27 protein-coding genes are annotated in these 25,293 nt (G+C 31.7%); 5 read left to right on the forward strand and 22 right to left on the reverse strand.

From position 1 onward, the window contains the following. Positions 1-4 precede the first annotated feature (4 nt). From ybeY to rpsU, 3 genes are all read right to left on the reverse strand, one after another. The gene (gene ybeY, locus KJ971_06640) at positions 5-433 is read right to left on the reverse strand and encodes an rRNA maturation RNase YbeY (GenBank protein MBU1145513.1); all 429 of its coding nucleotides are present in this window, start codon (positions 431-433) and stop codon (positions 5-7) included. After that, positions 420-1,388, reverse strand: coding sequence for a PhoH family protein (locus KJ971_06645; GenBank protein ID MBU1145514.1), 969 nt, complete (start codon positions 1,386-1,388; stop codon positions 420-422). Before KJ971_06645 ends, ybeY begins: the two co-directional genes overlap by 14 nt. A 108-nt stretch (positions 1,389-1,496) precedes the next feature. Further along, positions 1,497-1,670, reverse strand: a complete 174-nt coding sequence (gene rpsU, locus KJ971_06650) for a 30S ribosomal protein S21 (protein ID MBU1145515.1) — start codon at positions 1,668-1,670, stop codon at positions 1,497-1,499. 141 nt (positions 1,671-1,811) lie between these two features. On the opposite strand from rpsU, the gene KJ971_06655 reads away from it, so the two are divergent. Beyond that, on the forward strand, positions 1,812-2,498 hold the full coding sequence (locus KJ971_06655) for a hypothetical protein (GenBank protein ID MBU1145516.1): 687 nt from the start codon (positions 1,812-1,814) through the stop codon (positions 2,496-2,498). Positions 2,499-2,513: 15 nt separating this feature from the next. Here KJ971_06655 and mtaB read toward each other — a convergent pair whose 3' ends face one another. From mtaB to KJ971_06695, 8 genes are all read right to left on the reverse strand, one after another. After that, entirely contained in the window at positions 2,514-3,803 is a 1,290-nt protein-coding gene (gene mtaB / locus KJ971_06660; GenBank protein MBU1145517.1) for a tRNA (N(6)-L-threonylcarbamoyladenosine(37)-C(2))-methylthiotransferase MtaB, read from the reverse strand. Position 3,804: 1 nt separating this feature from the next. Continuing rightward, the gene (locus KJ971_06665; GenBank protein MBU1145518.1) at positions 3,805-4,533 is read right to left on the reverse strand and encodes a 16S rRNA (uracil(1498)-N(3))-methyltransferase; all 729 of its coding nucleotides are present in this window, start codon (positions 4,531-4,533) and stop codon (positions 3,805-3,807) included. A gap of 71 nt (positions 4,534-4,604) precedes the next feature. Further along, positions 4,605-5,057 carry a hypothetical protein gene (locus tag KJ971_06670; GenBank protein MBU1145519.1) on the reverse strand — a complete coding sequence of 151 codons (453 nt, stop codon included), beginning with the start codon at positions 5,055-5,057 and terminating at the stop codon, positions 4,605-4,607. 66 nt (positions 5,058-5,123) lie between these two features. Then, positions 5,124-8,366, reverse strand: coding sequence for an AAA family ATPase (locus KJ971_06675; GenBank protein ID MBU1145520.1), 3,243 nt, complete (start codon positions 8,364-8,366; stop codon positions 5,124-5,126). A 3-nt stretch (positions 8,367-8,369) separates the two neighbouring features. Continuing rightward, positions 8,370-8,960: a DUF4194 domain-containing protein gene (locus KJ971_06680; GenBank protein MBU1145521.1), complete on the reverse strand. Its 591-nt coding sequence runs from the start codon at positions 8,958-8,960 to the stop codon at positions 8,370-8,372. Position 8,961: 1 nt separating this feature from the next. Continuing rightward, the gene (locus KJ971_06685; GenBank protein ID MBU1145522.1) at positions 8,962-10,356 is read right to left on the reverse strand and encodes a hypothetical protein; all 1,395 of its coding nucleotides are present in this window, start codon (positions 10,354-10,356) and stop codon (positions 8,962-8,964) included. Positions 10,357-10,373: 17 nt separating this feature from the next. Next, positions 10,374-10,727 (reverse strand): PadR family transcriptional regulator, encoded by a 354-nt coding sequence (locus KJ971_06690; protein MBU1145523.1) that lies wholly within the window; start codon positions 10,725-10,727, stop codon positions 10,374-10,376. 163 nt (positions 10,728-10,890) lie between these two features. After that, positions 10,891-11,781 (reverse strand): radical SAM protein, encoded by an 891-nt coding sequence (locus tag KJ971_06695; protein MBU1145524.1) that lies wholly within the window; start codon positions 11,779-11,781, stop codon positions 10,891-10,893. A gap of 203 nt (positions 11,782-11,984) precedes the next feature. Here KJ971_06695 and KJ971_06700 point away from each other — a divergent pair, with 203 nt between their 5' ends. From KJ971_06700 to KJ971_06715, 4 genes are read left to right on the forward strand one after another with little or no spacing between them, the layout of a single operon-like run. Then, positions 11,985-12,290 (forward strand): zinc ribbon domain-containing protein, encoded by a 306-nt coding sequence (locus tag KJ971_06700; protein MBU1145525.1) that lies wholly within the window; start codon positions 11,985-11,987, stop codon positions 12,288-12,290. 48 nt (positions 12,291-12,338) lie between these two features. Beyond that, entirely contained in the window at positions 12,339-12,644 is a 306-nt protein-coding gene (locus KJ971_06705) for a zinc ribbon domain-containing protein (protein ID MBU1145526.1), read from the forward strand. Between the two features lie 44 nt (positions 12,645-12,688). Then, positions 12,689-13,045 carry a zinc ribbon domain-containing protein gene (locus KJ971_06710; protein ID MBU1145527.1) on the forward strand — a complete coding sequence of 119 codons (357 nt, stop codon included), beginning with the start codon at positions 12,689-12,691 and terminating at the stop codon, positions 13,043-13,045. 19 nt (positions 13,046-13,064) lie between these two features. Then, a complete protein-coding gene (locus tag KJ971_06715) occupies positions 13,065-13,379 on the forward strand; it encodes a DUF4234 domain-containing protein (protein ID MBU1145528.1) in 315 nt (104 codons plus the stop codon). Positions 13,380-13,450: 71 nt separating this feature from the next. Here the strand turns inward: KJ971_06715 and dnaJ are convergent, their stop codons facing one another. From dnaJ to KJ971_06770, 11 genes are all read right to left on the reverse strand, one after another. After that, positions 13,451-14,566 carry a molecular chaperone DnaJ gene (gene dnaJ / locus KJ971_06720; protein MBU1145529.1) on the reverse strand — a complete coding sequence of 372 codons (1,116 nt, stop codon included), beginning with the start codon at positions 14,564-14,566 and terminating at the stop codon, positions 13,451-13,453. A 58-nt stretch (positions 14,567-14,624) separates the two neighbouring features. Continuing rightward, positions 14,625-16,457 carry a molecular chaperone DnaK gene (gene dnaK, locus KJ971_06725; protein ID MBU1145530.1) on the reverse strand — a complete coding sequence of 611 codons (1,833 nt, stop codon included), beginning with the start codon at positions 16,455-16,457 and terminating at the stop codon, positions 14,625-14,627. Between the two features lie 14 nt (positions 16,458-16,471). Next, on the reverse strand, positions 16,472-17,095 hold the full coding sequence (gene grpE / locus KJ971_06730; GenBank protein ID MBU1145531.1) for a nucleotide exchange factor GrpE: 624 nt from the start codon (positions 17,093-17,095) through the stop codon (positions 16,472-16,474). Positions 17,096-17,103: 8 nt separating this feature from the next. Beyond that, a complete protein-coding gene (gene hrcA, locus KJ971_06735) occupies positions 17,104-18,117 on the reverse strand; it encodes a heat-inducible transcriptional repressor HrcA (GenBank protein ID MBU1145532.1) in 1,014 nt (337 codons plus the stop codon). A 193-nt stretch (positions 18,118-18,310) separates the two neighbouring features. Further along, on the reverse strand, positions 18,311-20,329 hold the full coding sequence (locus tag KJ971_06740) for a diguanylate cyclase (GenBank protein MBU1145533.1): 2,019 nt from the start codon (positions 20,327-20,329) through the stop codon (positions 18,311-18,313). 99 nt (positions 20,330-20,428) lie between these two features. Continuing rightward, complete coding sequence (locus KJ971_06745; protein MBU1145534.1) at positions 20,429-21,052, reverse strand: MBL fold metallo-hydrolase; 624 nt, start codon at positions 21,050-21,052, stop codon at positions 20,429-20,431. Continuing rightward, the gene (locus KJ971_06750; protein MBU1145535.1) at positions 21,049-21,981 is read right to left on the reverse strand and encodes an ROK family glucokinase; all 933 of its coding nucleotides are present in this window, start codon (positions 21,979-21,981) and stop codon (positions 21,049-21,051) included. The genes KJ971_06745 and KJ971_06750 overlap by 4 nt, the downstream gene beginning before the upstream one ends. 102 nt (positions 21,982-22,083) lie before the next feature. Continuing rightward, positions 22,084-22,233: a 50S ribosomal protein L33 gene (rpmG, locus tag KJ971_06755; GenBank protein ID MBU1145536.1), complete on the reverse strand. Its 150-nt coding sequence runs from the start codon at positions 22,231-22,233 to the stop codon at positions 22,084-22,086. A gap of 85 nt (positions 22,234-22,318) precedes the next feature. Further along, positions 22,319-23,101 (reverse strand): DUF1295 domain-containing protein, encoded by a 783-nt coding sequence (locus KJ971_06760; GenBank protein MBU1145537.1) that lies wholly within the window; start codon positions 23,099-23,101, stop codon positions 22,319-22,321. After that, entirely contained in the window at positions 23,102-24,847 is a 1,746-nt protein-coding gene (locus tag KJ971_06765) for a DegV family EDD domain-containing protein (GenBank protein ID MBU1145538.1), read from the reverse strand. A gap of 7 nt (positions 24,848-24,854) precedes the next feature. After that, positions 24,855-25,241, reverse strand: coding sequence for a DUF2177 family protein (locus KJ971_06770; protein ID MBU1145539.1), 387 nt, complete (start codon positions 25,239-25,241; stop codon positions 24,855-24,857). Between the last annotated feature and the right edge of the window lie 52 nt (positions 25,242-25,293).

The following is a 25,293-nucleotide window of genomic DNA, read 5'->3' on the forward strand; positions in this document are numbered from 1 at the left end:
TGTATCACCTCTTGTATTTTGTCTCATTTAAAATGTGTTCTTGTAAATGATTCATTTCTATTTCTTCTTCTTTTAAAAGATGATCATACCCTAAGCAGTGTAAAAATCCATGAGTTGCTAAAAAGGCAAGTTCTCGTTCAAAAGAATGTCCATAACTTTTGGCTTGTTCTATTGTTTTATCAATAGAGATAAATACATCACCTAGTTCAAATAAGTCATCACTATTTTCAAAACTTAACACATCAGTCGCTTGATCAATGTGACGATATAATAGATTCATCTCCTGGATGGATAAATCATTTAAAAGAATGACATTAATGATTTGATTTTCAGTGAGATTTAACGTAGAGTATGCTTGTTTTAGCACTTTTTTTATGACTACATTATATTTTTTTTCTTGATCGTATTGATTGATAATATTAATTTTTAGCATTTTCAAACCTCTTAATAATCGTTTGGACAAGTGGATGTCTAACAACGTCGATGTTTTCAAAATATAGAATTTCAATGTCTTTTACATTTTGCAAGATCTGAGATGCTTTAACAAGTCCAGATTCTACTCTATTTGGAAGATCACTTTGAGTAATGTCTCCTGTTACAACCATTTTCGAACCAAATCCTAATCTCGTTAAAAATAGTTTCATTTGGTTGATGGTTGTATTTTGGGCTTCATCTAAAATGACATAAGCATTCTCTAAGGTTCTACCCCTCATGTAAGCTAATGGAGCAATTTCAATAATACCTTTTTCGATTAATTCTTGTGTTTGCTTCAGTCCTAATATTTCATACATTGCATCGTATAACGGTCTTAAATACGGATCCACTTTCTCTTTTAAATCTCCTGGTAAAAACCCTAAGTTTTCGCCAGCTTCTACTGCAGGTCTCGTTAAAATTAATCGTTTAATGGTTCCTTCTTTTAATTTCTTTAATGCCAGTAAAACTGCTAAATACGTTTTACCAGTTCCAGCGGGTCCAATCGCAAAAACAAGTGTGTTTTTTTCGATTAAATCTAAATAAACTCGTTGATTGATGGTTTTAGGATAGATTGGTTTTCCAGCAAATGTTTTGATAATTTCTTTTCTACTTAAAAACAAATCCAAAATGTCATCTGTCGAAACAGATGCTAACATGTTATGAATATAAATAACGTCTCTTTCGTTGAACTGAAAATTACGTTTAACAAGTGTTGATAATATTGCTAAAATCTGTTTCATTTCAGTGATGATTTTTTCATCGCTAGTATCAAGCAGTAATTGAAAATTATTGGTATAGATTTCAATCCCATAAAGGTTTTGAAGAATTTTTATGTATTTGTCATTTGTGCCAAAAAGAGTTACCATTTCAGAGACGCTTGAAAGGTTTAAATCTAGTTTTGTAAGATCAACCATCGAATAATCATCACTCCTTATGTTATGTCTATATTATACCATATTTTTTAATTGTTGTTTTTTTAAATGGGAAAAAAAGCACTTCAACATTGTGAAGTGCTTTTCTTATTAACCTTTTCGGGTTTGGTTTTGTCGTTGTTTTAATTTTTTGGAAACGCTTGGTTTTAAATAATATTCTCTTTTGCGGGCTTCAGCAAGAGTTCCAGCGCGTGAAACATCACGTTTGAAACGACGTAAAGCGTCTTCTATGCTTTCATTTTCTCTTACGACGGTTTTAGCCATATGCTTTCACCCCTTTTCTTTTTGCTATCTGTTATTATACACAATAATTTAAAAAATGTAAACTAATTTTTTCTTAAAATGATTTTATTTTCATTAATATTATGGTATTATTTACTTAGTACGAAAAAGAGGTGATAATCAATGATTTTTTTAGGACTTGCAAATGAATTAGGCTGGCAAAGTATCGTGATTATAGCGGTAGGAGTCATTTTGGTTATTATTTTTATGGCTGTTTTAATTAACAAAGGAAAATATCAAGCAAGGTATAAGAATTTTTACAAACGAATGGATAAAGCCATCACAAAAAAATATAATGGTAATTTATTAAATGAATTATTAATTAACAATCTTTCTAAAGATCAAACCAATACATTTAAATCTTTAAAACCTAAGGGGAAACGTAAGGCAAAAGGTTATTTTGAGTATTACTTCAAAAACTTGCCTGAACTTGTTATTTTAAAGAGTTTTATCTCTTCGGATAAAAATAAAAATCAATTGGTTATTCTTATTCTAGATGAATCTGATAAAGTGATTTATCGTTGGGACAAATCAAGAAAAGTATCTGGATTTATTAAAGCATCCAATAAATACCAAATGCTTACACCTTTTATTGGTTATTTGTATGAACTTCCTCTTCACATTCATGAAGGAGTTCCTTTTCGCTTTACAAACCACGATAATGATTATTGTTTAAGTTATGATATCGTGAAGAATGCAAAAAAAATTAAACGCAAACAAAAACCTAAAAAACTTTCGAAAAAAGAAATGAAAGCTCAAGCAAAAATTGAAGCGATCAAACAAAAGAAATTAGCTAAAGCCAAACGATAACCGTTTGGCTTTTTTTTAGATGATTTGTGCAAAACTTAATGGATAGTCTTCTTTTATGATTTGAAGAGTTACTTCATCTCCAATAGATATGTGCTGTCCTTTGAATTTTACAAAGATATAATTGGAAGTATGTCCAACAAAATAGCCGTCTTTTTCTTGTTCCACAATGACATTTATTGGAAGGTTTAAATTTTCTTTGATGAATTCTTTTGCTAAATCGCAACTTAAATCGATGAGTTGGTTGACTCGATTTTTTTTGATAAGCGAGGGCACTTCTTCTTTTAAAAGAGCCGCGAGTGTTCCTGTTCTTTTGGAAAATCCAAAAACATGGAGTTCTTGAAAGTTTACTTTTTTAATGAATGAAATGGTATCTTGAAAATCAACTCCTGTTTCAGAGGGAAATCCCACAATGACATCCGTTGTGATAGCTACATTTTTAATTTTTTTACGAATTAGTTCTACTTTTTGATAAAATTCTTGAAGCGTGTATTTTCGGTTCATCAGTTTTAAAATCTTATCCGATCCACTTTGCAAAGGAATGTGCAAATGATTTACAATTTTCTTTGAAGTAGAAATAAAATCAATCAATTCAGGTGTTAGCTCACTTATTTCAATAGAAGAAATACGAATTCGTTTCAGATTTTGAACTTGTTCTAGTTCTTTTAGTAAATCTAAGAAAGAATACCCCTTCAGATCTTCTCCGTATCCTCCGGTATGAATACCGGTTAAAATCAGTTCTTTGTGTCCTTTTTGGACCAAAGATTGTGCTTCTTTTAAAATAATGCTTGCTGGTTTAGATCTTACTCTTCCTCTAGCAAAGGGGATGATGCAATAAGAACAATAGTTATTACACCCATCTTGAATTTTTAAGAAAGCTCTTTGATGGTGAACAAAATCATCAATTTGTAACTCATCATACTTTTCGTTTTTCAAAAGTGGGTCTACTTTGTTTAAAGGGTATAAAATCTCTAAATACTCTTTTAAGTATTCACCGATCAAATCTCTATTTTTTGTTCCTAACACAATTTTTACACCAGGAATTTCTAATATTTCCTTGGCTTTTAATTGTGTTAAGCAACCCATAACTATGGTTATGGCATTTGAATTAATACTTTGTGGATGTCTTATCATTTTGCGAGATTTGGCTTCACCTGTATTTGTGACCATGCAAGTGTTAATGATGTAAATATCGCTAAATTGATTAAACTCGACTCTTTCATATCCTTCTTTTTGTAATAGTTCCCATACGGCTTCTGTTTCATATGAATTGACTTTACAACCAAGAGTTGTGAATGCAACTTTCATTTTAGTATTCCCATTCATAGCGAATAGCGCTAAGTATAAATAACGATGCGGTTTCTGAACGTAAAATGTGTTTGCCTAAACTTACTATTTTAGCGTTTTTTGATTCCAAAAAGACAAGTTCATCTGAAGTAATACCACCTTCAGGTCCAATTAACACTAAAATGTTTTCAGATTTAGACATTGTTTTTAAAACGTTTTTTAGAAGAAAGGTGTCATCTGCTCTTTCATAACACACTAAAATAGAATCATATTGATCAAATGGTAAATGATTGATTGATGTAAAATCATAGATGAAAGGCATCATGCATCTTTCGGATTGTTCAGATGCTTCTTTTACAATGGAAAGATAACGGCTTATTTTTTTATCTTCTCTTTCAGAATCAATTTTAATGATAGAACGTTTAAAAATAGTAGGAAATATGGCATAAATACCTAGTTCAGTTGCCTTTTCTAAAAACAATTCAAACCGGTCTTTTTTAATTAATGCTTGAGCAATTGTTATTTTATAATTGGCTCTAGAAGGCAAATGTGTTTCTTTAATCAAACAAGTAACAAGATCTTTTTGAATTTGAATGATTTCACAAAGGTAGGTTTTTCCTTGTTCATCCAAAACATAGATTTCTTGTTTTTCTTTGTAACGCAAAACATCTTTGATATGATGAACGTCATTTCCCATAATCAAAGCTTCATTGTTTCTGATTTGATTGTTTTTCACAAAATATCTTTGCATAAAATCACCCACTTAATGATAGCATATATTTCTTATTTTTTGGAAAAAAAATAACCGAAAATTCGGTTATTTTAGAATTGATAGGTTCCATTTTGAATATCGATTAAAATTGCAGGTATTTGCGTGGCTCCTGAAAAATAGTAATTAGATACATTTGTCTCATCGATATCTTGATTTTTGATGATTAGAAAAACAGGTGTAACTACTTTCGTTTTTCCAACTTTATCTAGATATTCAGTTTGTAGGGAAGACGTCGCGTTATCCACGTTTAGAAAATATATGTGGTATTCTTCGTAAGTGTTCGCAAATTCCAAAACTGTTGATTTAATTGAAATGCAATTAATGCAAGTAGGGGAATAGATGTAAACAAAGTAAATATCATTTTCTTGACTGAATATTTCATCATAATCTAAAATATAATCAAATTGATCATAGTCCATCCCATACGTAATGGTTGTTTTCTCGCAAGCTAATAAAGTGAAAAAGCTAAAAACGAGTATTGAGAAAAGCATTATTTTTTTCATAAAGTACCCTCAAATAGTTTCATTAAAAATATTATAACAGACCCTTTGTGTTTTTTTTGTGAATTATTAATACTTTTGAACAACTTCATAGGCTCTTGCGGCTTTTCCATCTCTTAAGGTTACTACGGTGGTATCTGTATATTTACTAAGTACTTCCATTTTTTGAGGAGGAGTCGCCAAAACAATTTGAACAGGTAATTTTTGAATAAATTCCATCATAGATTTAATTCTTGATGTATCCATTTTATCAAAGACTTCATCAAATAAAATCAGTCCAATGGTATCTTGAAGATGGCCTCGTGAGGCTTGTTGGAACACACGTACAAAGGAAGCAATGGTCGCTACATAGAACGGAACTTGTGTTTCTCCACCTGATTTTTCTTTAAAGACTTTTGAGTAAAGAATAATATCGCCAACTTCATTTCGAATCTTGATATCATAATCCATGTAGGTTCTGTAATCGGTGAATTTATTTATAGCTCCATTTGAATTTAAATCTTCTGATGCTAAATTGATAAAGAGTTCTTCTAGTTGTCTTTGATATTTCATTTCGAAATCGTAGTTAAAGATTTCTCCACCTGTTTTCATCGATTCATCGCTTAAAACCATGTCATAGTAATCGCCATATTCTTTGCTTTTTGGGAAGATGAATTCGTAAATGTCGTTTCCGAAATGAATGGTATGAAGAGTATCATTTATTTTTTTAATTTCTTCTTGTGCCGACACAATGTAATTTCTTAATTTTGCAATAAAATCTTCTTTGAAGAGTTTCTCAGCAGCTTCTCTTGCTTCTCTCACTTTGCTTTCGTATTTTACGAGTTCAGATTTTACTAGTTTGTTCATTTCATCTAAGTAAGAATCCATATACTCTAAACCAAATTGATAACTTAAATTATAAAGGCTTGCATACTTAAACTGTTTTGTTTTTAAAGAATCTTCTAGATTTCTTAAATTCGATAACTCTACTTCAATTCTTGATTGATATTCTATTACAACTTGTTTTGTGTCTTTTGTATTATCAAACTCTTGATGATATAACGCATAGGCTTGTTGGTCGATGGTTGGATTGCTTTGAGTTAATTCCAAACATTCTTTTTTAAGAGTTGTAATTTTTTGTTCAAGATTTAATAAATCTTCTTGAGCCTTTAATTCATCTGAACTTAATTTACCGTTATCTTCGTATACTTTTCTTCGATTGGAATTAAATCCTCTCATTTCTTCTTTGATGTTTTCATATTCTACACGAATTTGATTGATGGTTTCCTTTGGTAAATTTTGTTTTTTCAAAACCAAAGCTTTTCGTTTATCTTTTAGGACAGTAAGGGAGAAACTAGCTTGAATCATTTCAATTAATCCTTTTAAATTCAAACTTGAAATGGCGCTGTTTTCTTCTACAATCAAGTTGATTTGATTGGAAATTTCATTATATTTTTCTTTAGATGAAACAGCTTGTTTACGCCATTTTTCTAGTTGTTCTTCTTGTGCTTGTTTCCCAATAAATGGTTTTTCAGTATTCTTGTTTAGACTTCTGACTGTAAAGGAACGATAGACCATTCCCGATTTGGTAATAGCTTGAGGATGAGTTTCAAGTTCTAAGACATCTTTCACCATGATTAAGTTTCCGCAAACCATATTGATGTAATGTTTTGCGTCCACGTTTTCAGATGAAATGATGGAAGCTAAGGAGTCTTTTTGAACGTTGTCAAAATGTTGGATTTTTTTGGTATTTACAAGTCCAATTCCATAAATCGTTAATTGATCTTTTAATTTGTTATATACTTGGAGTGCCTCATCAAAGTAACGAGGTTCAACTATTAAATTAAATCGTTGTTGACCTAGATAATCTTCTACTGTGTTATGCCAAGAAGGATCTGTCACTTCTAGTAATTCTGCTAAAACATGGACAGAAATATCTACTCCATAGCGCTCTTTCACGCCAACTTCAATGCTTGATTGTAGTTTTTTCACCATTGGATTGTAACGCATTTTGTGATTTTCTAAATCTTTTAGAATTTGATAGATGTCATTAATTTCAGCAACAAGTGTTCTTCTTATTTCTTCTAATTTTCCTGATTCTTTGGTGTTTTCATCGATAGTAGAAAGTAAATTTCTATCCATTTCAAGTAAATGAAGTTTTATTTTTTCATAGTTTGTTTCATTGATATTCATAAAATCAACTTTTGCTAAATCATCATAGATCTTCTTTTTGTATTCGGATTTTAATTCAGCAATTACCGGTTTTACTTTATCGATTCTTCTGGTAAAGTATCGTTTAATTTCTTCTTGTTCATCAATTTTTTGACCGAGACTTAAGATTTCTTTGTCGTAAAGTTCTCCCGCTTTGAATGTATCATCGTTTTGCAACATGGAATATATTTCTTTGCTTCTCTCGTCTAACAAATCGAGTTGATGATCTAAGTCTTGAATCATTTTTTTATTTTTATCTCTAGAAATATTGATTTTTTCTATGGCTTTGTTTTTGCGAGAAATTTCTTCTTTTGTCGATTCCACATCGATCACTTTTAAGAAATACTCTAAGAATTGTTTTTGGTCTTGATTCTTTTGAATTTCTTCATACGTATCTTTGATTTCTTTTAAATCTAGGATTTTTTGTTTGATGATCTTTAAAGTGGCTTCTAGATCTCGATAAGCATGAATAGATTCCTTAATGGATTCTACATCTAAAGTCTTTTCTTCGAGCAAATAATGATAGATAAAATCTTTCACGTCCGCAATGGGTTTAAAAGCTAATGCTTTTGGAAGCAAAGAAAAGTATGTTTCATTGATTGACCCAAATTTAGATCGAAATGCAAGTTTTGCTTCTCTTCGAGTTAGAAAAATTTTGTCAACTATTTTGGTTTTTTTGAAATTAACAGTTGTTAAAATTCTTCCTTCAGAATCCACAAACAATGACTCAATGATTTTTGACTCAAATTCATAGAAAATCACTTTAGGTGGTAGAACTTCTCCAAAGGCATCAATGACTGCTCCAACTGTAAAGTAAGTTTCTTTTGTTTCATCGTAAAATTCAAGAGCAACGTGACCTGTAATGTCCCCATCCCTTAGATATTCTTGATTGTCAATTCCAAGTTTGCATTTAACGTATCCTCTTAAATCCCGTTTGCTTTTTTCATTGGCTGCCAAATTAAAAATTTGATCTCCTGCAGTGATAACAAAAGCAATGGCATCCACAATGGTTGATTTTCCAGTTGCGTTTTGTCCAGTAATTAAAGTGTTATTTTTAATGTAAATGGTTTCATTCGCAAAATAATGCCAATTGATTAAACGAACTTTTGTGAGTTTTTTCATAATTTATTCATCTCCCTCATCATTTCCAGATACTCTGTTAATGAGATCATATACATCGTTGATTTGATGTGTATTTATCGCTAATAGAATGGTTGGATAAATGACGACTTTTGTATTGCTTTGCGTAATATCACCAAGTGGTTCTATTAAATTAAACTTTTTATACATTCTAAGAATTGTTACTAAATCTGTTTTGTTAATTTTCCGTTTTAGTTCTAAAGCATCATATTTTTGATGAATTTCGCTAATGGAGATAATGACATTATCATTAATCGATGTTTGGACTAAATGTTGATGATATAAAATCCGTAAAATAAGTAAGACGAGGGATTCTTCTTTTTTTAATTTTAACAAATTATGATGTTCTTTATGAACAAGCTGAATGGCCCCAGTTTCTCTATCAAGTAATATTTCAAAATTCATTACTTCAAAATATTCATCAAAATAATTTTTAAAACTTAAAACAAAGTAATATTGTTCCTTGTTATCTTTTTTATCTCTTGCTAAAAATCCTGTTGAAAGTAACTTATTACAGGTATCTGCGAAAAGTTGTTTTTGACCCATGTTTAAATTTTCATAGTTTTCTAAAATCATGTTAATACCCCCTTATGATTTCAAAATCGGTTAATTGAAATCGCTTATGTTCTATCTCGTTTTCCAAAGGTTGGATGTAATAATTCATTTCATCTCCTGCATACACTAAAATGTATAACAGTCTAAGTACCGCTTCATCGGACATATCACTTCGTAAAATCTCTGAAGCTTTAATGGTTGATTTCACTAAGAAATAGTCGTTTAGATATTTTTTAATGACATCTTCACTGTAATTTGTTTCAAATTCCTTGTAAAAATCTTCTTGAAGTTGATTGGATGGTGTGATTTCATTTTCATAAAGAAACTGTGCATCAGCGTGTGAATAAGCGCCTCTTGGTGTATAAAGTGAATGTCCACTTATTTGTAAATTTGAAGAAAGAGTAAACAGTGGTTTGATCGCTTTAAGAGCTTGTTCTGATTTATGAATTTTAACTTTTGAAGCCGTATACCAAAGAATTCGGTTCAACTTTCCAATAATATTTTGATCATCATTTAACAAGAATTTAATTTTTGCAATTGTTGTATTGACATATATTTTGTTTTTATTATCTATTTCATCAATGATAGAATTTATAGAATTATAAATATCTATCATATCATCAATTTTTTTATTTGCTTTCACTCTTGCTAGTTCATAATTGTTATGAGATTTGATTAAATATTCTCTTGCAATTATTTCCATAATTACGGGGTCTTGTTGATATTCTTCTAGTTTTTTAATGATTTGCATTTTGTATTTATTGACGTTATCGCTTGTTTTCAAGCGATAATATGCCTGATCTACTAGTTCGACCTTATAGTTAACTAACAAATGAATTAAATCTTTAATTTCTGAATTATCAATAATAGTTTTGATATAATACTTAAGTCTTGAATCTAATTTTCTGATTTCTCTTACAAAAGCAATTGTATTCTTATAGATTTGATCAATTACCATTGCATATTCGACGTGTTCACTTGTAATCAAAGAGTAAACGGTGTAAATATAACCTCTAAATTCATGGTTTTCTTCATCGTATCCATAAAACGTATCTTGAGAGATTGTTTTTAGCGCTTCAATAATCGTTATGGCATAATCTCTAAAGTTTAAAACTTCTACGTAATCATTGTTGACATCAATATCAATCCATTCACATTCTTCTAAACGTCTTAATATTTGATTCGCTTTATCTCTTATTGATGTTTCTTGATCAAAATCAGAATCTTCTCCTTCTTCCAAAGGATTCATTTCAAGATAATCCATGATTACTTGTTGTGCTATTTGTTTATCCATTCCTAAAATAGAGCCTTGTTCATAGGCTTTAAATATTTCAAATAATGAATTAACGTATAATTCTTGGTTTTTTCCAGATAATAAATTAAAAAACTTTTCCGGTATGATTTTAAATAATTCCATCTTTTCACATCCTCACATTATTTGTCTTCTCGTGAATATTCAAACCGACCACCAACGAGACTTGATAAAGTATTTTCAATCAATATCCAGTCTTTTCGAAACGATTTCAGTGTAGCAATACCATCGGGAGTAATTTGATAATAACGACGGCTCATGCCTTTTTTGTTTTTTTCTTTATAAGAAGAAATTTTGTCATCTTCTAAAAGTCTTTTTAATGCAAAATAAAGCGTAGCTTCCGTTAATTGAAAATGTTGGTCGCTTACGCTTTCTATAATTTTAGAAATTTCATACCCATAACTATTGAATTTTGATAGAATGGACAAAATAATATAATCGGTAAATCCTCTTATGTATTCACCGCTATTCGTCATTATCTCACCCCCCTACACTATATAATCACGTTATGTATATCGTGGTTATACATAATCTGGTTATATTATAACTGATTAGGTATTGTTTGTAAATAATATTTTTCATTTTTTTAAAATTAAATGCTAGAAAAGAAAAACTCACATGGTAGAATGTGAATTTTTTTTATATATCTAGTGTTAATTGTTCTATTTTAGGTTTTTTAATAAAAGCTTCATTTATGTCTTTCATTTTGTATAATATATTATACTTTTTGCATTCTTCTTTGAATACTTTTTTTAAATGGTTGGCACTTGGAGATAAACAGACATACTGGTCATGAAATTGCGTTTGATACATCTTTTTCTTTTCAGGAAACAATTCATCTAACCGCTCATAAAAGTACTCTCGTTGATTTTGTCTTAATGTTACTCCAAACATGGGGTAAATAAATTTCGCTTGATGAAGATGTGCTAAAAGGACAAGTTGTCTCACGTTTTCTTCTGTATCATTAATGAAAGGAAGAATTGGCATCATAAGAATTCCAGCAAAAATATTTGCATAAGCAAGTTTTTCAAGTGTTTCAAATCGTTTCGAAGAAAAACAGACGTGAGGCTCAATTATTTTGCTTAATTCATCAGAGGCGGTCGTAATGGTAATTTGGACAATGACAGATTGGTTTTTATTTATTTCAGTCAGAAGATCAATATCTCGTTCAATTAAATTGCTTTTTGTCGCAATTGATACTCCAAATTCGTATTTTTTAAATAACGAAAGTGCTTTTCTTGTTAATTCAAGTGATTGCTCGAGTGGATTATAGGGATCTGACATAGCTCCCATTCCAACAATTCCTTTACGCTTCTTTTTTGCAAGTTCGTTTTCTAATATGAAAAGAGCATTTTCTTTTATTTTAATTTCATCAAATTCTTCGATTTTGTAGCAATCACTTCGGCTATCACAATAGATGCATCCATGGACACATCCTTTATACAGATTCATGTTATAATCTTGTGCAAACCACATGAAAGGATTTGCCCGGACTTTTTGAAGGATTGTTTTCGCTTTTATTTCTTTCATCGATTTACCACCTAATATTTGTTTTACTTATTATATCAATCTTAAGAAGGAAACTCAAGCATCTAAACTAAATGCATTCTATTGATTTTTTTGAATTATTTTCTAGAGAAAACTTGACCAAAAATATATCAGATGGTACAATGAATTTAATTTAAATTGATTTTTTTATTATTGAATCTAACTTTAATTTTGGAGGATGTTTTATGGGGAAATTTTGTTCAAATTGTGGTTCACCAGTGGATGAAAATCAAGACGTTTGTTTGAATTGTGGGAAATCATTGAATTATTCTTCTAAACAAAAAAACGTAATGGTTGAAAAAGGTAATACTACTATATTTGGTGTTTTAGGATTTTTCATTCCATTGGCAGGTCTTATTTTATTTGTTCTTTGGAAAGATGAAAGACCAAAAGCAGGAAAAGCAGCCATAACCGGTGCTGTTATTGGATTTATTCTTGCTGTTTGTTTTGGAGTTTTACTTGCGATGGCGGCCGCTACTGCAGGAATGTAACTTGTAAGATTTTGTTTTAATTAAAAATATATTTTAAGGAGAAAATACATGGGAAATTATTGTCCAAAATGTGGTTCACAAGTCACTGAGAATCAAGATTTTTGTTTAAACTGTGGTAAAGCGTTGTCTCATGATTCAAATGATTCCTCTTCAGGTTACAGTGTAAATGAAGGTAGTACCATTGGATTTGGAGTACTAGGTTTTTTCATTCCATTAGCTGGAATTATACTGTTTATCATTTGGAAGGACAAACGTCCTAAAGCATCAAAAAGCGCTGGTATTGGTGCTGTTATTGGTTTTGTTGGAGCGATTATTTATGGAATATTGATGTGGGAATTGATGTCTTCCTTATAAAAAATATTTACATGTAATTATTATTCTTATTTAGGAGATGAATTATGGCTAAATTTTGTTCAAATTGTGGATCTCCAGTAAATGAAGATCAAGATGTTTGTTTAAAATGCGGGAAATCATTAAACACTGTTTCAAAAAAAACTTATGTGGAAGAAGATTCCACTGCCATTTACGGCGTATTAGGTTTTTTTGTCCCACTGGTTGGGCTTATTTTGTTTCTTCTTTGGCAAGACGAGAGACCAAAAGCCGCAAAATCAGCTGGAAAAGGTGCTTTAATTAGCGTCATAATTGGATGTGCAGTTGGGCTTATTTATCTAATTATTTTCTTAATTATTATTTTGACTGTTCCAAGCGATTTTATAAGTAGTTTTTCACACTTATCAATGTATTTGTTGCATTAATGAATTATAGGAGGATTTTATGACAAAAAGAAACCTTGGTACGATGGTACTTCTTTACTTTATTACTTTTGGAATTTATCCGCTTTATTGGTATATTAAATTTCAAATGGAATTAAAACAACAAACCAATGAAGGGTTTGGCGGTTTAGGGCATTTTCTTGCTACAGTTTTCACTTTCGGGATTTATGAAATTTACTGGCAATACGCTGCAGGAAAACGTTTAGCAAAATTAGGGCTTGAAGACAAATCTACTGTGTACTTGATTGTTGGGATATTTCTACCTTTTCTATTAAATCCATTTTTAATGCAAGACCAAGTTAATTCTTTAACTTAATTAGAACGTCACTCTTTGGTGGCGTTTTTTCTTTAAAAAAAGCAACCAATTTTGGTTGCTTTTCATTTTATTTATTTTTTAGAAAAATTAGATTTAAACTTTCCCCATTTTGATTTTGAAGATGGATCTTCTTCGAACCTAGATAATTGTTCAAATAATTTCCTTTGCTCTGTAGATAATTTAGATGGCGTCATAACTGAAATAATGACATGCTCGTCACCTTTCATTTTAGTTCTAACGTTTGGTGCACCTTTTCCACGTAATCGAAACTTCGAATCACTTTGAGTGCCAGATGGGATTTTTAATAATACTTTTCCGTAAACGGTTGGTACTTCTATTTCTCCACCTAGTGCTGCTTGAGAAAAAGTAATAGGAATATTGATAATAATATCGTCGCCTTCGCGAACAAAGGTATCGGATGCTTTCACTTCGAATACAATGTATAAGTCACCATTATCTCCTCCGTTTGCCCCTTTATTACCAAATCCTTCTAAACGAATTTGTTGACCAGTTTCAATGCCTTCAGGAACCTTAATTTCAACTTCTTTGTTGATTTTTTCGACTCCCTCTCCATTACAAGTAGGACATTTATTGGTAATCTCTTTTCCAGTTCCTTTACATACCGGACAAGTCGTTCTCGTTTGTGTACGCCCAAACAAGGTTTGTGATTCCATAATAACTGTTCCTGTTCCACGACACCTCGAACAAACATGTACATCTTTAGCCGAAGCCGCTCCCGTTCCATGACAAGTATGACATTCATCATATACTGGCACTTTGATTTTTTCTTTTTTACCAAAAATAGATTCTTCAAAAGTAATCGTCATTCGTCTTTGAATGTCTGCACCTTTTTGTTGTCTTGTTCTTGAACCTTGTTGAGGACGACCTCCTCCACCAAAAAAGGCAGAGAAAATATCGCCAAAATCAAATCCACCACCAGAGAAACCTCCATTACCAAAATTGGGGTTTGTCGCTTGATGACCAAATTGATCGTATTGTGCTCTTTTGGTTTCATCGCTTAAAACTTCATAAGCTTCTTGGACTTCTTTAAATTTGGCTTCCGTATTCTTTTCTGTTGATACATCTGGATGATATTTCTTTGCTAAATTTCGGTAAGCTTTTTTAATTGAGTCGTCAGTTGCTCCTTTTTGAACCCCTAAGACTTCGTAGTAATCGCGTTTCTCCATACCTTCACCTCAAAGACATGACAAAAAGCAGTTTCCTGCTTAATGTAATGCTTATTTTTTAAACTTCTTTATAATCTGCGTCAAATACTTCTTCGTCTTGTTCGGAGTCCGAATCTGATTTGGCTTCACCGTTTGCGGCTCCACCTTGGTCTTGTTGTTGATTGGATTCTTTGTAAACACGTTCCGATAACGCTTGTGCTGTTTTTTCAAGAGCGTCTTTTGCAGTTTTGATACGATCTAAGTCGTCACCTTTTAGAGCTTTTTCAACGTCTTTAATTTTAGCTTCTGCGTCTTTTTTCTCAGAATCGGTCACTTTATCGCCTAAATCTTTTATTGCTTTTTGCGTCATAAAGATCATTTGATCGGCTTCATTTCTAAGGTCTGCTTCTTCACGTTTTTGTTTATCTACTTCTGCATTTTCTTCAGCTTCACGAACCAAACGATCAATTTCTGCATCCGATAAACTGGTTCCGCTTTGAATGGTAATGGAATTTGCTTTTCCAGTTGCGACGTTTTTCGCATGAACATTTACAATTCCATTTGCATCGATATCGAATTTCACTTCAATTTGAGGAATTCCACGTGGTGCAGGCGGAATATCTCCTAATTGGAAGTGTCCTAATGTTTTATTGTCTTTTGCCATAGATCTTTCACCTTGTAGTACATGAATGTCTACGGTTGGTTGATTATCTGCAGCGGTTGAAAATACTTGAGACTTGGATGTTGGAATGGTTGTATTTCTCTCGATTAATTTGGTGAAAACGCCACCTAATGTTTCAATACCTAAAGAAAGTGGGGTTACATCAAGTAATAAAATGTCTTTGACGTCTCCTTGTAAAACTCCGGCTTGAATGGCTGCGCCCATTGCGACAACTTCATCTGGGTTAATGGAACGGTTTGGATCTTTTCCTAAAATGCTTTTAACGGCATCTTGAACAGCTGGAGTTCTTGTGGAACCTCCAACAAGCAAAACTTGATCTATGTCTTTAGCGGTCATTTTTGCATCTGACAATGCTCTTCTTACTGGTTCTACGGTTCTTTGAACTAAATCATGAGTTAATTCGTTAAATTTAGCTCTTGTTAATGCTTTTTCTAAATGGACAGGTCCAGAAGATGTCATTGAAATGAATGGCAAAGAAATTTGACTTGATGTAATGGAACTTAATTCCTTTTTTGCTTTTTCAGAGGAATCACGAAGTCTTTGTAATGCCATTTTATCTTTGTTTAAGTCAACGCCTGTTTCTTTCTTGAATTCTTCAACTAACCATTCTACGATTCTTTGATCAAAGTCATCTCCACCTAAGTGATTATCTCCACTGGTTGAAATTACTTCAAATGTTCCATCACTTAGCTCAAGGATTGATACATCAAACGTTCCACCACCAAGATCATAAACTAAGACGGTTTGTTCCTTATCTGTTTTATCAATTCCATAGGCTAAAGCTGCAGCAGTTGGTTCGTTTATAATTCTTTTAACTTCAAGCCCTGCAATTTTACCTGCATCTTTGGTTGCTTGACGTTGAGCGTCATTAAAGTAAGCTGGAACGGTGATGACTGCTTCAGTTACTTTTTCTCCAAGATACGCTTCTGCAGATTCTTTTAAGTTTCTTAAAATCATTGCACTGATTTCTTGGGGAGTATAATTTTTGTTATTTACATTTACTTTTTGAGACAATCCCATTTTACGTTTAATGGAATATACGGTGTTTGGGTTTGTGATAACTTGTCTTTTTGCAACTTCTCCTACTTGAATTTCGTTGTCTTTGAATGCAACGACCGATGGAGTTGTTCTATTTCCATCTAAATTTGGAATTACTTTTGCTTCTTTGCCTTCCATTACGGCAACGCATGAATTTGTGGTTCCTAAATCAATACCTATTATTTTCATAATGTCATCTTCTCCTTTTACGCAACATTTTGATTGTTGCTATCAATATTTTCTGAATCTGATAATTCTTCTATTTCATCTTTTGAAATTATATTTATTATAACCATTGCTGGTCTTAATAATCTGTCTTTAAACATATAGCCTTTTTTTACAATCTTAGTAATGGTGTTATTTGGTAAGGTTTCATCTTCAATGGAGTCAAAAGCATGTTCTGTATTTGGATTAAATACATCTCCAATTTTCGTTTCAATGACTGAAACGCCTTCTTCGACCAATGGACTATAAATCATATCTTTAATCATTTTAAATCCATATAAGAAATTTTTAAAATTAGGATCATCGGTTTCAATTAATAATGCTTGATCAAAAACCTCAATGGCATCGATTAATTTTTCTGCAACACTCATCGAAGCATATTTTCTTTCTCTTTTTAAGTCTTCGGATGTCCTTTTTTTGTAATTGTCCATTTCAGCTAAGACACGTAAATATTTATCTTTTACGTTTTGAAGTTCTTCTTGAATTAATTCAAGCTTATCTTCTAAAGATTCTTTCTTTTTCTTTTCTTTTTTAGTTTTATGATCTTGCTCAGATAATTCTTTTAACTCTTCTTGATCTTTCAATTCTTTTTCTTTTTCGCTCATCGTTTTATTTACTCCTCTTCGTATAATTTAGATATGTGTTTTGCTATAAATTTCATTAAAGGAATTACCTTTCGGTACTCCATTCTAGTAGGTCCTACTACTGAAATCGTGCCTTTTTCGCCTTCTTTTGTATGGTAAGTAGAGGAAACGACTGTGCAATCTTGCATAGATGTCACTTGGTTTTCAGTTCCTATTTTTACCGATACGCCATCCCCATTTGTTTCAATGATTTTAAAGATTTCGTTGTTTTCAATGGTTGTGATAAATTCTCTTAATTTTTGAATATCGTTAAATTCTGGTTGATATAGCATATTGGATTGTCCGGTTAAGTAATACTTCGTTTGTGCAAATTTAGAGAAAGCTTCAATAAATGAATCAACGATGGTTTCGCGATATTTTAAAAGTTCTTTGATTTTATGATGTTGAATTTCATAATGCAATTTTTCAGATACTTTTGAAATTGGTGTATCAATTAAAAGTTCATTTAAAAGTTCGATCACTTTAACTAATTCTTCCATTTCAGTGTCTTCAGAAATAGTAATGTGTTTTGATTCAACATAACCAAAGTTGGTTATCACAAGAATTAACGCTTGTGTATCTTTTAAAGGGATTAATGATACTTTTTTGACTTTTGAATGAAACGCATTTGGTCCTAAAGAGATTGCTGTACAATTGGTTGCTTGGCTTAAAAGATTAATCGCTTCTTTTATGATTTCATCTCGTTCGTTTTCTTTGTTTTCGAAAATTGTTTCGAATTCAAAAAATCCATCCGTTTCTTCATCTAAATTTTTTAAGATGGTTTCAATGTAATATCGATATCCTTTTTCGGAAGGAATTCTACCACTTGAAGTATGAGTTTTTTCTAAATACCCTAAATCTTCAAGATCACTCATCTCATTTCGAATGGTCGCAGGTGAGACATCCATAAACTTAGATAAGCTTCTAGAACCAATTGGTTCTGCGGTTTTAACGTATTCATCGACGATTAATTTTAAGACTAATTCTTGACGCTCAGAAAGCATAGGCTCACCCCTTTAGCACTCCAATATCTCGAATGCTAATAATATTATACTAAAGCCTTTTAGCAATGTCAAGCATTGAGTGCTAATTATTTTTATAATAAGAACGTTTTCATTAAAGATTCAATTTTTTGACAAAAAAAGATGATTTTTCTTTGATAGAAAAATCATCTTTTGCGATATGTAATGTGCTTCTTTATTTTGTTTTCTTTTTTTGAAAGGACTCAACAAATTTTTTAGCAATCATAGGATCAAATTGGGTTCCGGAGTTTTTCATGATTTCATCAATAGCAAATTCATGAGTCAATGAATCTCTGTAAGGTCTAGAAGATGTAATTGCATCATAAGCATCTGCGATGGCTATGATTCGGGCACGGTAAGGAATTTCTTTTCCTTTTAGCCCTTGAGGATATCCTGTTCCATCCCATCTTTCATGGTGAGATAATATATCTTCTGAAAATTCAGCGTAATCTGCCGAAGCGGATAAAATTCGATACCCTATTTCTGGATGTCTTTTTATTTCATTCCATTCATCGTTTGTCAGTTTACCTGGTTTATTAAGAATTGCTTCGTCAATCGCAATTTTTCCGATGTCATGAAGATTTCCAATAATCTTAAGTAAATTGATTTCATCTTTTCTCATGCCTAAGATTTGACCTATTTTTTGACAATACTCAGAAACTCTTTTTGAATGGTACTCTTCTCTTGGATTTTTAACATGCAGTGTATTCAAAATAGTTTTTATCGCATCATTACGATTGCTTGATATCTCAAAGAGTTTGTGTTTATACATGTCATCTTCTGCAATTTTAAAGATTTCTTCGATTGGTGTATTTCCTGCTTTTGTTTCAACACCAAATGCAACGGAAATATTCATGCCTTCTACTACTTGTTTTTCAATAGTGGCTTTGGCTTTTTCAATTAAATTCATTGCCTCTGATTTGTTAGTATTGGCGAGGAGTATTACAAATTCATCTCCACCAATTCGTGCGATAATTCCTTTATTTTTAAAGGATTCGAAGAGAGAATTAGCTACTGTTTTTAACAATAAATCTCCTGAATCATGCCCAAAGGCATCATTCATTATTTTTAAACCATTGATATCTGCCATGATGATAGAGATTGGTAAAAAATCTTCTTGGTCCAAACGGACTAATTCTTCTGTGTAATATCGTCTATTTTTTAATCCGGTTAACGGATCATGATAACTTAAATACAAAATGGATTGTTCAAATTCTTTTCTTTTTGTGACATCTTGGGAAAAAATGGTAACTCCAATAATCTCTTTTGAATCATTTCGAATCGGTGTATATAATTCTTCTAAAAATTTTCCTTTATTGGTTTCAACTTCAAATACTCTTGTAAATGATTCACCTTTTAAAGCTTTATCAATACAGGATTTTACTCGATAATTCATTGTATCATTCGAAATATAATTCAGATAATGTTTGTCTTTTTCAATATCAACTTTGTAATATTTATTCATTGAATATTTATGAAAGTCATTATACACTAAGTATTTCCCTTCTAAATCAAGAGCGAAGATTTCCATTGTTTTTGGAGAATCAATACTTGCTTGAAGCAAGATATGTTGACTTTTTGCTTGTTCTGAAAACATTAATCGTTGGCTTTGATTGGTAAGGGAAATAGCTAAAATTGTGGTAAGTATAGGGAATAATCCTAAAAAGGCTGGTAAGATATTTGGAATAACTACGACTGCAGTTTCCCATGGAAGAGCTATTTGGCATAATATTGTAATAATATGAGCAAATAGTCCAAAGATATAGTACTCTAAAAAAATAGGCATTTTTGGTAAACGGTGACGGAATCGTCTCCAAAGCAATCCAAATCCAGCGGTTGTAACAATGGTTAAAACACCAGCATATACTCCTGATCCTCCAACAAAGATTCGGTATATTACAGCAATGCTTCCCGCAATGATGGTTGATAATACACCAAAAAACGCTCCTGTAATACTCAACAAGACACTTCTTGTATCAAATATAAGTCCTTCAGAAATTCTCCAAGGAAACATCATAATTAAAACCGCAAATCCACCGATTAACACTCCGATGAGAATTCTTTTTGTCGTGTTTTTCGTGTCTGGTAAAAAATCAGATGCCCCATAGATAAAAACAAGTGCAAATAATAGTATGGCGTTCTGAATTACTTCAGATACTGTAAAAAAAGTTTCACTTGCAAATACGTCAAGCATATATATCTCCTCCTTACCAGTATTTCATTCAATTATACTTAATTTCCTTTGACTTTACAAGGAACTATGCATTTTTGATTAAATGATTTCGTGTCCTATTTACCGTGATAAATAGAAATTTGTTTTTTTTATTTCTGACATTTTTCCTGATTGTCCATGACCTGGATAAATTAAGGTCTGATTTGATATCTTTTCTTTTAATTTTAGAATAGAATCATTCATCATTTTTTGATTTCCTGTTTTTAAATCGGTTCTTCCAATGCTATCGGTAAATAGTGTATCTCCAGAAAAAAGAAATTTATCGATTAAATAACAAGAAGATCCAATTGTATGCCCTGGTGTGTGAAGAAGCGTAATTTCTTGATCTTCAAACAAGATCTTGGAATTGTCTTGTAAATACTTCACTTCTTGTTCTGGCTTTAATGTAAAGCTAGAATGAAACGATTTCGCATAATTAAAGGATTCATCAAATAAATTTTGTTTATCGAGTTCATGAATATAGATAACAAACTTCGAATGCTTTTGCAATAATTTAATGTCTCTTAAATGATCGAAATGTCCATGAGTTAATAATACCATTTGTAGTTCAAAATTAGACGTTGATAAATACTCAAGGATTTGTGCACCGTTAAAACCTGGATCAATTACAATTGCCTTGTTTTTTTTCACAAGAACGTATGTGTTTTCGAATGCGATGTTTTGATTAAATACTTGAATTTTCATTCTTTCACCATGTATGCTGCACCATATATCCCTGCATCATTTCCTAACGTTGCTATTTTGAAAGTCGTGTGAAGAATAAACGGCTTAACGTATTTATAATAATGTTGTTCTATTTTTTGAATTAAAAAATCACCTGCATTGGAAACGCCACCACCTATAACAAAGATTCCAGGATCAATCACATAAGTAATTAATGCCATAGCATAGGCTAAATAATCCATGGATTCATCAGCGATTCTGTTTGCAAGGATATCGCCCATTTTAGCAAAATCAATTACTTTCTTAGCGCTTAACTTTTTAACAAATCGTAAGAGGCTATCTTCAAGGGAGTTCGCTAAGTGAATTTGTGCAAGACTGACAATTCCAGTAGCTGAGGCTACTGTCTCAAGACAACCTTGTTTTCCACAATTACATAGTATTTGATTAGTAGAATCAATCACCATGTGACCCAATTCTCCTGCAAATCCGTTGTATCCTTCCACGATACTTCCGTTGATAATAATTCCGCTTCCAATTCCTGTACCTAGCGTAAACATACAAACATTGTCATATCCTTTAGCAATCCCTTGGAACCGCTCTCCTGCTGCCGCAAGATTAGCGTCATTAGCGACTTTAATCCTTAAAGAATACGCTTTCTTTAAGTGCTTAGAAAATTCGCTTGTTACATCTACTTCTTTCCAACCTAAATTAACACAATGAATGACTTTATTATTTTGGACAGGTCCTGGAACACCAAAACCAATTCCATTTACTTCTTCTAAATTATATTTTTTTTCAATCGCTTGAGCAATTTCTGTTAAAATATGATTTCCGTTTTCGGTTTTGTTTGAAGGAATCGCCCACTTTTCAAGTAGAATACCTTCTAAATTAAATAAACCGATTTTAATGGAAGTTCCACCGATATCGATTCCTATAAGATATTTTTTCATCATTTCAACCTCTGTTTCATTATATCATGATTTTTAATAGAGTTAAAGGGGCATGCATTAAGACAAATAGGTAAAAAAAGAAAAAAACTTCAAAAATTGAAGTTATTTCTTTTCCTTATGAACGGTTTGTTTTCCACAACGTGGGCAAAACTTTTTAACTTCCATCCGATCCGGATGAGTTGTTTTATTCTTTGTAAGTGTATAGTTTTCATCTTTACATTCTGTACACTTTAAGGTAAATTGTACTCTCATATCAAATCCTCCAATCAGTCACTAATATATTCTATAATTTATCTGGTGAAAAATCAAGTAAAAGATGTTTCAAAGGTGTGTTTTTCTATTTTTTAGGAGGTATTGGGAAAAAGGGAGAAGTTTTTTTGGCATATTCTTGAAATTCTGGGTTATTTTGGTATTTTTTTTCAAGCAAAGGAATGCCTGAAACAAATAGTAAAAGATAACTAATGAGTAAAGGACTTACAATCGCTATAATTCCTAACGTGGTACTAAGAACCATTACCCATAAACTCCACCAAATTAATGTTTCACCAAAATAGTTAGGATGTCTTGTAAATTTCCACAAACCAGATGTCATAATGTGTCCTTTGTTTTCGGGCTTTGATAGAAAATGTCGTAATTGATAATCTCCGATTCCTTCAAATAATAACCCGATAAGAAAAAGAACTCCTCCAACGATTATCCAAGTAAGATGGACTGTTGTTTTTGAAGTATAGGCCGCATAGATTGGAAAAGCAATTATCATCATAAAGAATGCTTGAGACATAAACACTTTAAAGAATGCTTGAAGTCTTGGGGATTTATCTTCCCATTTTTTTCTCATTTCAACGTAGCGGAAATCTTCAGGTTTTTTGAAATTTCTAATCGAAATGTATAAGAATAATCTTAATCCCCAAAGAGTAATCAATAAACTAATCACGACTTGAAGCAAGGTAAGATTGCTTGTAAAAATAACATAAATAAAACTATAAAGACTTATAACAACAAATCCTAATCCCCAACCAATGTCAACAATTGAATTGTTGTTATGTTTTTGGGCAATTATAAAGAATACAGAAAAATAAAGCACAACGATTAGGAAAACTCCTAGAAAATAAGAAAACATTTATTCAACTTCTTCCTGAAAAGTAACCGCGACTGCCACGGCTCCAATTCCTGCATTCATTGCTACAATTGGAGAAATTTCAGTAGTATACAAAGGTGAAAGTTTCGTTAATTTTTCGATTTTTAGTGTTAATTTTTGTGCTCTTTTTAAAGCAGAAGCATGAACCATTGCATATGATTCTACTTTTCCCATTTTTAATAAATTTAAGATTTGTCTTTCATTTGCCTTTAAACTCAAGGCTTTGCGTTTGATCATTCCTTTTCCTTGTTTGTCTAAAGAAATCACAGGTTTTAAATTCATAAGTTTCGCGACAAAACCCGTTACTTTGCTAACACGTCCTTGTTTTACCATGTATTTTAATGTTTTGACCGAAACATAAATTCTTGTTCGCCTCGAAAGATCTTGAACGTGAGATACGATTTCAGAAATGGATTTACCACTATTTGCCATTTTTGCAGCTTCATAGACGATAAGTCCTTCTCCTCCTGAATTTTGGAAAGAATCTAAAATGGTTACTTTTGGATTGGTTTTTGCATATTGAGTCATGACATTAAACGTTCCACTTAATTCCTTGGCAACGGTTATTACTAATATATGATCATAATGGTCACTTAAAAAGCCAAGTGTACGTTCAACTGATTTTATGTCGGGTTGACTAGAAGAAAAATGAGAAGACACTTTTAAAAGTTCATAAAACGTTTTAGAAGAAATGGTTACTTTATCTAGATATGACACATCATCAACGAGTAAATTCATCGGTATTTGATGAATTTGGTAAGCATCTTTTAATTCATCTGGTAAATCCGCTATGGTATCACAGACAATCGCAATTCTTGGATGATCCTTTGACACTGCTTCTTGTTGGCGAATCATGTCGTCTACTTTTTGTTCTAAGATTTGTCCATATTGACGAAGTTTTAAAAAGAATTCATCTGGATGATTGGTATGAATATGAATCCGCATTTTATCAAATCTTCCTGAAATAATTAAAGAAACACCATCGTCTTTAAAGATTTCTTTTAAGTCTTGTGAGGAACGGTTGACATTGATAAGTAACGCTTCCGTACAAAAACGTTCGGTTACTGTCATTTCATGAACATCATTTAAAATTTCAAAGGTTTCAGCGTTAGTTGGAAGTTCGGAATTACCCGTTTCAAGGTAATAATTAATTCCTTCTAAAAAGGCGGTAAATCCTTCTGCTCCTGCATCTACGACTCCATTTTTCTTTAATACTTCTAGTTCTTCGGTTGTTTCTTTTAAAGCAATTTTTGCTTGTCGTAAGCTCGTTTTAAAATAAGAGTTAAAATCATCTTGCGAATCATTGATTTCAAACGCTTTTCGTAAAACAGTTAAAATCGTCCCTTCAACTGGATTCATAATCGCTTCATACGCTTTTTTTATCGCATGTTTCACGGCATCCTTAAAATCGCTCAATTTTATTTGAGCTTTGCCTTTTAAACGCTCATAGAGACCGTTAAAATATTCTGCGAATATTATACCAGAATTTCCTCTTGAGCCGTTTAGAGCCGCATTAGCGATGGATTCTAAGGTTTCTGAAAGATTGTCTGAAAGTGTGGCTTCATTTATAATTGTTTGCATTAAAAAAGACATATTTGTCCCGGTGTCTCCATCCGCAACGGGAAAAACGTTTATTTGATTTAAATGATTTTTTTGGCTAATGAGTTTTCTTGCTCCCGCAAGGAAAGCATGATAGATGTCATTGCCTTTTAATGTTAATAGTTCCATAGTTTTCCTACCTCAAAATAAAGAATGTGATACTTGATACAAACCCGCCTAAAAACATGCCCCAAATTAGATCAATAATCGTAATTTGAATGGGCCAGTTTTTTAGAGTGGCTAAATTGGTTAAATCATAAGTAGCGTAGGTTATTAAGCCAAAAAGTATACCTGCAAATAGCGCATAACTAAAAGAAGCTTTTGTTAGAGATGGTTCAATAACAAAGAACGTAAGACCTAAGATAAATAATAGGTAAAAAAGAAGAGCGGGAATCCACCTTACTTTTCCCATAAAACTTGATAAATACTTATTATATAGATTTTTTGAGATCAAAGTTAACCAAATCAAATCTACTAACAAGAATATCGCAAAAGCAATTCCATATATTTTTAAATACAACATAATATACCTCTCTTAAATACAATAAGTACTATATCACATATAGTACTTATTG

The sequence above is a fragment of the Bacillota bacterium genome, from assembly GCA_018818595.1.
Lineage (GTDB): Bacteria > Bacillota_I > Bacilli_A > Izemoplasmatales > Hujiaoplasmataceae > JAHIRM01.